We start from the raw sequence: 12,367 nt of genomic DNA, 5'->3' as shown, positions 1-12,367 counted from the left end.
TTTTCTACCATTTAGTGGTTAATCAACAGGCGTGATATTGTATATCTTGAAGGTGGATTTGATCCGGCAGGTGCAACACAGCCGCGAGGACCGTGAACAAGAACGCATCTATGGATGGGAAGCCGGACTCGAATATTTACAGGCCAAGGTAAGGGAATTCGAGGATGGACTGAATATATAGTGTATATTGGACCCAATCCGCTCTTGATGAATTAAGCGGGATACTTGCCTATCACCGGAAGTAAAGGAACGTATTTACCTGGATTCGTTTGATCGGTTGTAGTATACACCAACTCATCTAATGATGTAATAGACTCCACCTCCGCGGCGGAGTTTTTTGCTGTTGCAGCGAGAGAACACTGCTCAGGTAGCTTCATGATTACGGCTATGCTTAGATGAAAGAATCACAACAGTGCATATTTTGCGTGGCAGAATGCTATAATGATAGTAATAAGGCTGGATCAGCTTGATTTTCGGACAAAGAATCCTTGTGAACGATTCGATTAGGAGAAATGCTATGACAAATCAAACCCTGTTGAAGCTTCTGCAGGAAGAAATGAAGATGAGACTTAAGGGGGGACTGTATCATCAGACCCAAATTAAGCTTGCCTATAATTCCAACCGTATTGAAGGAAGTCGATTATCTGAGGATCAGACCCGGTATATTTTTGAAACCAATACGATAAATGTAGCGCCGGAAGAAGCTGCAAGCGTTGATGATATTATTGAAACGGTAAACCACTTCTCCTGTTTTGACTACATGTTGAATATGGCGCATGAAGCTTTGTCTGAAGGAATGATTAAGGAGTTCCACCGAACCTTAAAGAGAACGACCTCGGATGAAAGGAAAGAGTGGTTTCGGGTTGGCGATTATAAAGCGAGGCCCAATGTGGTGGGGGATATGAAAACCACGGCTCCGGGAAAAGTAGCAGACGCGATGGCCAAGTTGCTGGCCGCATACCATCAAAAGCCGAATATATCCCTTGAGGACATTGTGGATTTTCATCATGAATTTGAGAGCATCCACCCGTTCCAGGATGGCAACGGTCGGGTTGGCAGGATCATCATGTTTAAAGAATGTCTAAAATATGATGTTATGCCTTTCATCATTGATCATGAGCATAAGTTGTTTTATTATCGCGGCCTGAAAGAATACCGTTCCGAAAAAGGGTACTTGATGGATACCTGCCGATCAGCTCAAGATCGCTATGAAGCGCTCGTTGATTATTTCTTTCCAGAGTTGAGGAACTCCGGGCAAGAGCCGGGGACTCATCCGGGAATGGGTCAATCGTTGTAAGCCGCAAGGGGTTGAATGGACTTACGATAAATCTACCAAGATTTAATAGAAAACTTCATCCGTGTTAGCCCCCCAGGGTACGTGGAGTGCTATGTGTTGCTTATCAGCAAATAGCTTGTTGGTGCCACATTTACCTGTCCAAATACACGAAGATCTCAAGCGAGACTGAGCAGCCTGAGATCTTCGTTTTTTAATGTAAGTTTAACCAAATACGCTTGAGGTCTGATTCAAGATAACGTTATAGTAGGTCTTAATTACGCATGTTTCCTTGATAGTATCACGAGACCCCTACATTAATCCAAGAGGATGTGAATCGTGAATAGCAGCAGTTGTTGTGACCCATGCTATGCAGTGACATTATGATTCGGTTAATTCAGAAACAGCTTTATCGAAGGCTTCCAAGTACTGGTTCAATTTCCCGGCATCGAGATTTCCATTTTTGTCGTTAGCTTTAGGCGGTGTTGTTTGAAGTTGTTGGTACATACGGTCGGCTTCGCCTGATAATTTAGTCCATATGCTTTTCAGCGAATCATATTCAGACGGAAGGCCCTCCACGTATTGGTCATACTCCTTTTTCTTATCCATGGTTTTTCCCAATTGCTCCATCGCAAAATCAATATCCATACTCTCTCCGGTGCTGTTCGTGCCACTTCCGATGAACCAGTTTATATCGACAAATCCGCTATTCCAAATATCAGAAATGGTGAAGTTCCGAATTTCTTTTAACTTTTCTTTTGTATCAGCAACGGCACTTTCAGCTGGTGAGCTTGAAGGGATCGGATGAGCAAACTCCTTCCTTATTACATCAAAGGTTTCTTTATTCGATGGGCCTGTGGCCCACCCTATCTTATTATTTTTAATCAAGATGATAAGCTCACTTTTAGGAACGGATGACTTCTCTCCCTCAATCAGAACGATTTTATTCTTCCCGCCTTCTTTGTCTGTGTAATCTTTGGATTCAAGGACCTTTGGATTATGCAACTTTGATGACTCTGTGCTTTCTTGCGAGGCAGCTAGTTGGAATATGGGTTGAACGTCGGGATAAATGTTATCAGCAACGAACTTTTTCTTAGCTTCAAGATCGGTCCCATTCAAAAAAACAGTTACATACTCCAAAGCAATCTTCTCAGAGTCACTTAATTTCCTGGGTTTCTCAGTCTCTATGGCCGCAGTCGGAGAGCTTTCTTGATTGTTTCCTTTAGCGCTGCATCCCGAAACTAAGGATGTAGCAATTATGAGACCCCAAATAACTTGTTTCTTCAAGTCTTGTCCCCCTAAAATGTGGCAATATAACAAACCCATTCTAGCAGGATTAGGTATTTTTTACTATGAATTTTACAACTCGGATGGACTTTATCGACAAGCGGTGAACAACATAAAGCATACATGACTTCACTCCTGGCAATCACATCATAACGTGCGGTTGCTTTTTACATTGGACTCAAGCTCAGATGCTGATCTGCAAAATATCTATAATCAAAGTCGCTCTTGCCTAAATTAGATGGATCATCCATTATTGGGAGTGTACGTCATGAAGCACTCAAAAGATGGGAGACGATGTTTATTAGAATGAAGGACTTTGTAATCCGAAATCCGAAAGATGAAGATGTGGAGAAATTTGAAAAGCTGGACTTTGTGCTGAAAATGCTTTATCTGTATCATGGCGATTTCGATAAAAGAAATATGTTCTGCGCGGTAAATGGGGAAGACGAACTGTTGGCAGTTGCTCATTTGATGAAGCATGGTACCTTCAATGCGGCTGGACATGATGGAGATCCGGATTTTATCCGCTACCTGAACTATGAAATCACGTTTGCAAAGCACGTTGAGGATGAAGCTGTCAAAGCCGCTCTGACCGATGCGTTGATCAGGCGTTCCCGAGAAATCAAGGCAGAGAATCCGGAAAAACGCATTGTGATGGCCCAGTATATCGACACAGACAATCTCAAAGAACTGAGCTATTTCCTGGCGCGAGGATTTACCATCCATGATACAATCGTCGTATTCAAATTCGACCTGAGCCGGGACATCCCCCGCTATCCTCTGCCGGAAGACGTGCGAGTAGTGCCCTTTGCGCTGAATAACAGTGAGGCTTTGGAAAAATATCATCAAGCCGAACTGGCTTCCTTCGACGGTGTGGCTCGGAGCATGAACCATCTGGGATGGATGCAGGGAGGGCCGGAAATGACCAATTTTTGCGCCTTTAGCGGCGAGCAATTGATTGGCAACACCTCAACCTGGAAAGTCACAGAAGAGAGAAGCGTCACGGAAAATGTTTTTGTGATCCCAGATTGGCAGAAAAAGGGCGTTGCGCGAAACATGATCTGTACAGCGCTAACTCATCTGAAACAACAGGGCAAAACAATCGCCACATTGGGCACCCATGGGACCAATCGGAAGGCTATTTCTCTCTATACGCAGATCGGATATGAACTGTACGGATTCAGACTGACGATCGGCTATGAAATCGAATAAACAGCATAATAAGTCAACGCAAAGCAATCACATTTCAACGTGTGGTTGTTTTTTATTTTTCAGAACCGCAAGCGCCTGCTGCTGATTGCCCGCGACCATGTGAAGCTGACGCTGGAGTATAGATGGATTATCCCATTCCAGAACAACATCAGGATCAGGGTCTGGCAATGTTTGTCTGTAAATATTTTCTTTATATGGTGTACAATTTATAAGCATATAACAGGGGGAACAGCATGAAAGAATGATGTACCTGTTTAATGAACACTAAGGAGAATGATGATGAGAGTTACCTTATTTGAAGTTGGCGGTTTTTCGGTTCACTCCTATGGAGTGATTGTCGCTCTCGCAGTTTTGCTTGCCCTGGGCGTTGCTCACTCATTGACAAAGAACACCATTTATCAAGAACATTTATTGGAGTCTTTCTATTATGCAATTGTTGCCGCCATTATAGGCGCGCGGGTTTGGCATGTGTTCTTCTTCCAATGGGGGTATTACTCCAACCACTTAGGCCAAATATTCGCGATTTGGAACGGCGGAATTTCGATCATGGGAGCGATTATCGGCGGAGCGAGCGGAATCGCGATTTATGCATGGAGAAAGAAGCTCTCATTCTGGGAATTTGCGGACCATCTTGCTCCGGCATTGGTATTAGGTCAAGCGCTTGGACGGATTGCCTGTTTGTTAAACGGAGACGCATTTGGATCACCGACCGGTTCCGGGTACGGAATTGTATATCCGGAAGGAACCATGGCATATGAACGTTATGGGTCGCAGCCTCTATGGCCGGCCGAAATCTGGGAAGGGCAATGGGATCTTGTGGTCTTTGCCTTGTTGCTGATCTTGCGAAATAAGAAACTGCCTAATGGCGTACTTTTTCTTATTTATAACATTTTGTACGCGTTCGGCAGATTCATGTTGGAATACTTGCGCGGGGATTCGCCTAGATATGCGTTACAGTGGACAGCCGGACAATGGACTAGTGTAATATTAATACTTGGCTCACTGATTTTAATCGCCTATTGTTACACGCGTTCCAGACCAGGACGCCAGATTCCGACGGAAAGCGAAGAAGACAACGCTTGAAAATATACAAGATTACAGATGCAGGTAAGGTTTCCGACATCCCCCGGCTTTTTCATTAACACGTTCCAGAAAGAGACATGTTCACAAATTCCTGAAGCAATTGATCTGCTTCTCGTTGGACACTAAATAGCTAATCCATGCGGAAAACCTTACCTCTCGGGACAAACGGCAGATGCTGGCCTTTCGGTATAAGGAAAGCGTGCTCCCGATGGACTTTTACTCTGTCGCAGAAGCCGTCTGTAATAATCAACAATGGCCCGTTCTTTGGGAAATCCTCGGCATGCTCCAACAAATCAATGCCAGGCTGAAGGATGGTGCCTCCTCTGCCTTTGATGGATACCCGATCCGCTATCACTTCCGGAGCAAGATAGCCCTGATCGTAAACGGCCGCATCGCAAAAAACTACGCGTACCAACGGGACATCCCGTGACAGGCTATAGCTTGCAATGGCCCCCAGCGCTTTCCCCAACAGCTTGGTATCCATAGAACCTGAAGTGTCCAACACAACACCGAAGGTGCGGCCGTCTTCGTCACCTGCACTCGGCCCCCAGCGCGGTCTTGGAATATCTGGGGTGGAAGATTGTCTCCGGCTGATTCTGGAATAGGTTCGAACCTTCTCTAGCGGGGAGAAGTAATGATCAAACCATTTCGCAAGCTCCACATCCCACAAGATTGGCGGCTGAGAAAGAGCGCGGATTTCTTCAACAAGGCCAGCGGGAAGCAGTCCACGTTTCTGCTCATAATGGTAATCAAGACCGTTGCTTAAACAGCTTCGATAAAATTCATCGAGTGTAAGTCCATCGTTCCGGTCCCACCAATCCGGTACACGTGGGGGGAGTATATCCCCCAGGCCGACTCCCCGAAATGTAGCGACTCTACGGTATAGCCTTATATCGTTGACGATACGATCATAGATGGATTCGGCTGACATTCCTTTTAGATCGGGATCATGAAGCCCGCCAATCCTGGGGAAAGCCCCTAGCCCCATTTCCATTAACCACTGATTGATGACGTAGTCGCATGCAACATTCCATAAATACGGGTCCCGTCCATCGGCACGGGCATGGTGCCGGAGCCCCACATGCAGAAATTCATGAGCAAGCACGAAACGGCACTCCTGCTCGTCAAGGCCCGCAGCCGGATTGACGTAGATTTCTTTTGCCTCAGCATCAACAGCAGCTACCGAGATGGATAGCCGGTTGCAAATCACAGGGTCCTCAATGATTTTGAAATCTGCCGCCATGGCGCCCATGAGAGGATAGCTGCTGATAAACCAGTTCCGGGCTTTCAGAGCGGGGGTCAACACATCTTGGTTGGCACCCAAATAAGCTTCATATCCTGCCGTTACATTGACAGCACTGGTTACGGCCATTGTCAGCCCTTTACCCAGACAGTCCTGCCAGTTTACATTATCATTATTCCAGTATGAAGGACCTGTTGTTCGAGGATTCAGGATCATATCCTGATATCCATGCCCGGCCGTGCCGAGATTATGGAAGGAAGAGGGGAGCCCCCTCTCCATAAAGCTCAGGTAAAGATCTTCCTCACTTCCGGCAGTAAGCTCCACTCGCCCATCTCCTGCAGGGGGCCGCCCAAGCTTCATATCATAAAGAAATTTCGCTATAAAGCAATCACAGGCTGCATTCCACAGGTCCTGCCGCTCCTTCACCTGAAAATGTCCGAAGCCAAGGTGCAGCAAAGCATGGGCAAGAATATAAATCCATTCCTCCGAAAGCGCCCTTCGTTTGGGGTGAACGTGAATGTGCCCTGTACTTGTTGTGACGGCCCAGCCATTTTCCGGACAGAGGTTCCCCTCCCGTCGTACAAACTGTGCATGGGATGCGAGGGGAGCGAACATAGGGTGTTGACTGACGAAATGCAGCCCCTCCATATAAGATTTTGCAGCAATGTCCAGCTCTCTGAACTTTGGTTTGGCCATGATCAAGCTTCCTTCTTCTGTACTAATCTCGGTAGGTCACGGACAATCTCCACGAGGAACCAATCAGGGAGACTCTCACCGTTTTCACTTTTTGCAACGGTAAGTTGGGCAATTTCGAGACTGATCGTGCTCAGACTTTTAATCAGAGCTTTAGCACGGTGGGCCAGCCTCCTGTGATGCTCGGCCAGTATGTCTTTAGATTCCGGCAGCTCTTTAATAAGTTGAGCACGGAAGGACTGCGCCATGAAGTACAACACATCCCGATCTTCCGGTTGATGAGGCCAACCTGTCTCGCCCTCCAGAATGGCATTCAGTTTATATTTGTTGTTGGTTTGCTTATAGAAAGCCTTGAGCTGACCGGCATGATGGGGAGACAAACAGCCCGTTGCCAGAATGTCTAATGTTTCCGTCCGCAGTCGATCACCGTATTCCTTTAATGCATCGCTTAACATATGCCATGACCGGGGAGTGGAGAACGGTTCTTCATGTTTCGGAGGCTGAACCCATAAATGATCCGGACGAGTCTCAATATAATTAATTACTAAAGGGTGGATATCATTCTGATAGGCCCACTCCAACCATTCTCGGTGGGAAACTCTTAGTTGAACATGAAACATTCGGTTGATAAGTGCTGATGACATGGGTTTCACTATGGCACTATCCTGAGCACGGTTCCCCGCGCCAATCACGATGGAGCCCTCCGGCAGTATGTATTCCCCAATACGCTTCTCCAGGATCAGGCTGTAGAAAGCCTTCTGAACCTCATGAGTACAAGCGTTCAGTTCATCCAGAAACAGACAATAGGGCTCACTTCGGGCAATCATGCCAGGAGGACAAAATCTGCTTTTTCCGTCCACAATTTGCGGGACCCCGATTAAATCCTCCGGTGCCAGTTGGCTGCCTAACAGCGAAATACAGGGCAACCCCACCATATCGGCAAATTGTTGTACCAGGGAGGACTTCCCTATTCCGGGCGGCCCCCAAATAAAGACGGGACGTACAATAGCTATGTTTAATAAAAGATCCATTATTTGCTTAGACGTAACAGAGGCGGATATATTCATGCATCAATTCCTTCCGTAAATTAACGTTAAAGTAATAATATTATAAGGTCCCGGGAGGCTTGGCGGTAAAGTTTAGTTAAACAATTTGGGTAATCTTTCCGGCTTCGTAATACTTTCACCCTGTTCCTCTGCATAAAAATAAGTGAAAATAAGGCTCAGATCATGTAGGGGCATGGATTCCATAGGCATTTACATCATTAGGCGGGGATTAAGGTTCCCCGCCCAGGGTTCCCAATTTGCAGTTTAGGAGTAGATTGAGATGGCAATCATTCAAGTCAGATCCACGAATCCGCAGTTTTCATTTTTGATCAAGAAGAATCCGAACTCCGGCATGATGCTTCGCTCGGTCCGTAGAGGCATGGCGTACGGCTGGTATACGGATGAAGAGACCTATAATGTGTATTTTAAGGATGCGGATAATGAAATTTCCTATAGGCGGCATGAGCAGGAGAACTTCGAGTATCTGAATGTATCGCGCTACAACACCCCTTTATTTCCGCTGAATGCGATAAATGAATTTTTCTCGGCACCGCTTAAAGCGCAGGATGAGAGAGACGTCGAAGGCTATGAGCACACTTTTTTCATCAATATGGTACATATCGAACTCATCCGGTATATCGAGTTTTTTGAGAAGCATTTGCAGGATTTCTCATTTGAAATCATCCATCAGGCCCACAAGAGCTATTCACTTACCGTTACAACCAGGAAGAGCCTGTATCAACTGCTTCATACTGTAAGTGTGTTGTGCTTGTTCCTCTCCATGTTCGGCAATGAATACTTCGATATCTCGGACAGCATCCTGGATAAGTATATCAAGAGCATGAATGTGATTGATGCGCCGTTCTATATACGCAGCCTGTTCGTGCGAAATTTTCTGTCTTCGAGAGACCGGTTTCAGAAGTACAAAGGTGAGCTTGAGAAAACGGAGCGGTATGACATTCAGTTCGCCTACGGAGGCACGGCGTTGCAGCGGAGAAGTTACATTGGAAGCGCGCTGGCCTTTGACAAGTCGATCCTGGATGTGGGCTGCGGAGAGGGCTACTATGCGATTCCTTTTGCCGGAAAAATGGAGGGCAGCTACTATGCGGTTGACATCAATGCGGAGCTGCTGGAGAAGGTGAGGCGTAAAGCGGAGGCCAAAGAGCTGGGCAACATTGTCACATTTGGCTCGATGGATCAGTTTCTGGAAAGCTACAACGGGGAGCAGGTCGATGTCATTTTGACAGAGGTTATTGAGCATATGAGCCAGGATGAGGCCAAGCGGCTGATTCATCAAATCTGCGCGCATGTCGATTTCGACAGCTTTATCATTACGACGCCTAACGCTGATTTTAACCGCTACTACGAGCTGAGCCATTTCCGGCATGACGATCATAAGTGGGAGCTGGGCGAAGAATCTTTTCAACAGTGGGTGCATGACGTGATTAAGGAAACGAATCTGCATGCCGAATTTGTAGCTGTCGGAGACGGAGTCAACCATATCAAGACGACACAGGGCGTCATACTCAGGAAAAAGGGGGCCTGACCCATGGATATCCAAACCAGGGTTCATACGATTTTCATGCTGATCGGGTCGACCGAATGCGGCAAAACCACGTTTGCCAAGGAAGTGCTGATTCCCGGGCTGCGTTTTGAGGATGCCCTTCGGAATGTCAGGGCCAACATTCAATATTTGTCCTCCGACCAAATCCGCCAGGAGATCCTTGGATATGAATATGACAAGTATGATCAGGTAATGCTGGAGGCCAGCGAGCAGGCTTTTCACCTGCTGTTTGAACGGTTGAAGATGGCGACGTCTTTTCCAATCAATTCGGAGTTTGTGGTCGTCGATACAACCGGGTTATCCGCGGATTTCCGGGCCAAGGTCAAGGAGCTTGCGCTTCAGAACAACTACAACCTTGAGGTCATTGTCTTCGATTACCGGAAGCGGGAGGATTACTATGCGTCGGAGCGTTCGAAGAAGCTGATTACGAACCATATTAACCGGCTGAAAAAGGATGTCCTTGGCTCGCTGGCTCGCGAGGGATACAACAAGATCCATAAAGTGCGTGCAAAGGACTTTTATCTTGCCGAAGAAGGTAGGGCGAATCCGGAATACAACATTGTCATCGAAGATCTGGATGCTTACCTGGCGACCATACTCCCTCAGGATCAGCAGTACATCATCATTGGCGACGTACATGAATGTGTGGACGATTTGAAGGGGCTGCTGCTCGATCACGGGTTCAAGCTTGATGCGGGCAAGCTGATTGCGGCGGATAGACTGAAGCATACCAAGCTTATCCTGGTTGGGGACTGGATTGATAAAGGCAAGCAAACGAAGGAGATCATTGAATTTCTTTACGAAAACCAGGAGCACTTTTACTTCGTCCTGGGAAATCATGAGAACTTCGTCAATAAGTATATGAGAGGCGAGGTTAACGGCCTCGACCCGAAGCTGCTTCATTCCTATTTTGATTCAACACAAGTATTGATGAATGATTCGGAGCTGCTGGAGAAATTTCAGTACCTCGTATCCATATCGAAGCCCTTCTATCGGTACTTGGGGGCCAAGGGGTCATCCTTCTATGTCACTCATGCACCATGCCGGAATAAGTATATCGGGAAGCTCGACAAGAATTCCGCCCGGCATCAGCGGATGTTCCGAATCGACCGGGAAGCGCCCATGGAGGAACAGCTGGCCTTTCTGCAGGAGGAAGCGGTCAAAAATCAACCGTACCATATATTCGGTCACGTCGCGGCCAAGCAGTCCTTCCGCATCGGGAACAAGATTCACATCGACACGGGCAGCGTTCATGGCAACCTGCTGACTTCGGTCAGCATCACGTACAAACCGTTGATGAAGTCCAGGAAGTCCCGCCAAGCGGTGATTGCCGAGGAGCTGCAAACCCTGTTCAAGCAAGAGAGAAAGGTATCCATTCAAGACCTTGGGGAAGATGATATCCGCAGACTCCGCTATTGCTCGCGGAACAAAATCAATTTCATTTCGGGCACCATGTCCCCGGCGGATATGAATGACGAGACGAACGAACTGGAGTCCTTAAAGCGCGGTCTTGATTATTTCAGGGAACGCGGCGTCCGGCAAGTGGCTCTGCAGCCCAAATATATGGGCTCGAGATGCAACATTTATTTGCGTAAGGACCTGGAGCACAGCTTTGCTGTCAGCCGGAACGGCTACAAGATCAACCATGTGGATATATCGGAGATTTACAGCAAGCTGCTGCTCAAGTTTGGGGGCTACATGGAAGAGAACAGGATTGCCATGCTGATTCTGGATGGAGAGCTTCTTCCCTGGAAGGCGCTGGGCGAAGGGCTGATCGAAAGACAATTCAAGCCCATTGTGAAAGCGCTGGAGACGGAGCTTGCGTTCCTGCAGCACAACGGTTTTGAAGAAGCCTGCACTAAGCTGATCACCGAATATGAGGCGAGCGGGTTTGAAGAAGACCGGCATCATACCGCCAAGTCCGCTTTAAGCGATAAGTACGGCCCAAGTGTATACCAGAACTACAAGTATGTTTACGACCTTCGAGACACCTATGTTCCTTTGTCCGAACATATGGAGGCTTATCAAACGTACAAGAGGCAGTTGGAGTTGTATGCGGAAGACGAGCCCATGGAGTATAAGCCGTTTGCCGTTCTGAAGATCGTATATGAGGACGGGGGGGAAGAGGTCCCGGACTGGAAGACCTCCGAAATGTATGCTTTTCTGTCGGAGGACGAGGCACTCGCGCTGGATCTGTCCGAGCCGGAGTGCTTGAAGAGAGCGGAGCGTTACTTCTCTCGGCTTACACTTGAGAACCATATGGAGGGGATCGTGATTAAACCGGAGATATGGGACGGAACAACAGTACCTTATATGAAGGTGCGGAATTCCGATTATTTGTCCATTATCTACGGATATGACTACAAGTTCCCGCATAAATACCGCAAGCTGCTCAAGCAAAAGAATGTCGGTCAGAAGCTTCGCACCTCGCTAAGCGAATACCAGCTTGGGATGCAAATGCTGGCGATTGCGTTTGACGAAGTTACGCCTGAGCATGAGGCCTATCAAGAGATTGCGGCCAATCTGCTGTTCGAGGTTGCGAAGGAGAAGGAGATTGATCCGCGGCTATAACAAAGTGAAGAGTGCTAAATAAAGCCTATAAAAAGCTCAAGCGCCGGGCTTCCCTTACCGGCGCTTGAGCTTATCTTCTTCTATAGCGCTCCGGTACCATTTGCCGTTTTGAACGGTATCTGTGAAACGGCGCACGGCCTTGCTGGCCTGCCGTTTACTCCAGCGGGTACCAGGTGTATGGTGGTCATTCCATACGGGTGATTTTTTTACACTTCTGCTCATTTGGCTCTCTAACCCCTCCTTACGGGAAGCTAGAGGCCGTCTAATATCTTCATAGTTTCACCTCATCAAAAGTTTGTCGTTGTCTGTATAGATAGACGTTGTCGATGCAAATAGGTTTCTTTATAATGGAAATGTAAACCTCAGGACAAGGTGGTTTTGGTTAGAATTATTGT

General features: G+C 47.1%; 10 protein-coding genes. 6 read left to right on the top strand and 4 right to left on the bottom strand.

Annotated elements, in window-relative coordinates:
• The first annotated feature begins 37 nt into the window (after positions 1-37).
• Complete coding sequence (locus tag L692_RS31665; RefSeq protein WP_156940312.1) at positions 38-181, top strand: hypothetical protein; 144 nt, start codon at positions 38-40, stop codon at positions 179-181.
• A gap of 336 nt (positions 182-517) precedes the next feature.
• A complete protein-coding gene (locus L692_RS0105495; protein ID WP_025697920.1) occupies positions 518-1,297 on the top strand; it encodes a Fic family protein in 780 nt (259 codons plus the stop codon).
• Between the two features lie 357 nt (positions 1,298-1,654).
• Here the strand turns inward: L692_RS0105495 and L692_RS31660 are convergent, their stop codons facing one another.
• Positions 1,655-2,560, bottom strand: a complete 906-nt coding sequence (locus L692_RS31660) for a hypothetical protein (RefSeq protein WP_025697918.1) — start codon at positions 2,558-2,560, stop codon at positions 1,655-1,657.
• A gap of 306 nt (positions 2,561-2,866) precedes the next feature.
• Here L692_RS31660 and L692_RS0105485 point away from each other — a divergent pair, with 306 nt between their 5' ends.
• Both L692_RS0105485 and lgt read left to right on the top strand, forming a co-directional pair.
• Positions 2,867-3,772, top strand: a complete 906-nt coding sequence (locus L692_RS0105485; protein WP_025697916.1) for a GNAT family N-acetyltransferase — start codon at positions 2,867-2,869, stop codon at positions 3,770-3,772.
• A gap of 273 nt (positions 3,773-4,045) precedes the next feature.
• Entirely contained in the window at positions 4,046-4,855 is an 810-nt protein-coding gene (gene lgt / locus L692_RS0105480; RefSeq protein ID WP_232238730.1) for a prolipoprotein diacylglyceryl transferase, read from the top strand.
• A gap of 130 nt (positions 4,856-4,985) precedes the next feature.
• Here lgt and L692_RS0105475 read toward each other — a convergent pair whose 3' ends face one another.
• Positions 4,986-6,794, bottom strand: coding sequence for a vWA domain-containing protein (locus L692_RS0105475; protein ID WP_025697912.1), 1,809 nt, complete (start codon positions 6,792-6,794; stop codon positions 4,986-4,988).
• Positions 6,795-6,796: 2 nt separating this feature from the next.
• Positions 6,797-7,858 carry an AAA family ATPase gene (locus tag L692_RS0105470; RefSeq protein WP_025697910.1) on the bottom strand — a complete coding sequence of 354 codons (1,062 nt, stop codon included), beginning with the start codon at positions 7,856-7,858 and terminating at the stop codon, positions 6,797-6,799.
• A gap of 259 nt (positions 7,859-8,117) precedes the next feature.
• Between L692_RS0105470 and L692_RS0105465 the strand changes: the two genes are divergently transcribed.
• The gene (locus L692_RS0105465) at positions 8,118-9,383 is read left to right on the top strand and encodes a class I SAM-dependent methyltransferase (protein WP_025697908.1); all 1,266 of its coding nucleotides are present in this window, start codon (positions 8,118-8,120) and stop codon (positions 9,381-9,383) included.
• Positions 9,384-9,386: 3 nt separating this feature from the next.
• Positions 9,387-11,972 carry a metallophosphoesterase gene (locus tag L692_RS0105460; RefSeq protein ID WP_025697905.1) on the top strand — a complete coding sequence of 862 codons (2,586 nt, stop codon included), beginning with the start codon at positions 9,387-9,389 and terminating at the stop codon, positions 11,970-11,972.
• A 54-nt stretch (positions 11,973-12,026) separates the two neighbouring features.
• Here L692_RS0105460 and L692_RS31655 read toward each other — a convergent pair whose 3' ends face one another.
• Positions 12,027-12,194 carry a hypothetical protein gene (locus L692_RS31655; protein WP_156940311.1) on the bottom strand — a complete coding sequence of 56 codons (168 nt, stop codon included), beginning with the start codon at positions 12,192-12,194 and terminating at the stop codon, positions 12,027-12,029.
• Between the last annotated feature and the right edge of the window lie 173 nt (positions 12,195-12,367).

The organism is Paenibacillus forsythiae T98, from assembly GCF_000520735.1.
Lineage (GTDB): Bacteria > Bacillota > Bacilli > Paenibacillales > Paenibacillaceae > Paenibacillus_AQ > Paenibacillus_AQ forsythiae.
The sequence above is the reverse complement of the archived record's forward strand: the minus strand, read 5'-3'. Positions and strand labels throughout refer to the sequence as shown.

Bases quoted from the DNA above. Each gene is read 5' to 3' on its own strand.
- L692_RS0105495 (WP_025697920.1), top strand. From the start codon at position 518: ATGACAAATCAAACCCTGTTGAAGCTTCTGCAGGAAGAAATGAAGATG.
- L692_RS0105485 (WP_025697916.1), top strand. From the start codon at position 2,867: ATGAAGGACTTTGTAATCCGAAATCCGAAAGATGAAGATGTGGAGAAA.
- lgt (WP_232238730.1), top strand. From the start codon at position 4,046: ATGATGATGAGAGTTACCTTATTTGAAGTTGGCGGTTTTTCGGTTCAC.
- L692_RS0105475 (WP_025697912.1), bottom strand. From the start codon at position 6,794: ATGGCCAAACCAAAGTTCAGAGAGCTGGACATTGCTGCAAAATCTTAT.
- L692_RS0105470 (WP_025697910.1), bottom strand. From the start codon at position 7,858: ATGAATATATCCGCCTCTGTTACGTCTAAGCAAATAATGGATCTTTTA.
- L692_RS0105465 (WP_025697908.1), top strand. From the start codon at position 8,118: ATGGCAATCATTCAAGTCAGATCCACGAATCCGCAGTTTTCATTTTTG.
- L692_RS0105460 (WP_025697905.1), top strand. From the start codon at position 9,387: ATGGATATCCAAACCAGGGTTCATACGATTTTCATGCTGATCGGGTCG.
- L692_RS31655 (WP_156940311.1), bottom strand. From the start codon at position 12,194: ATGAGCAGAAGTGTAAAAAAATCACCCGTATGGAATGACCACCATACA.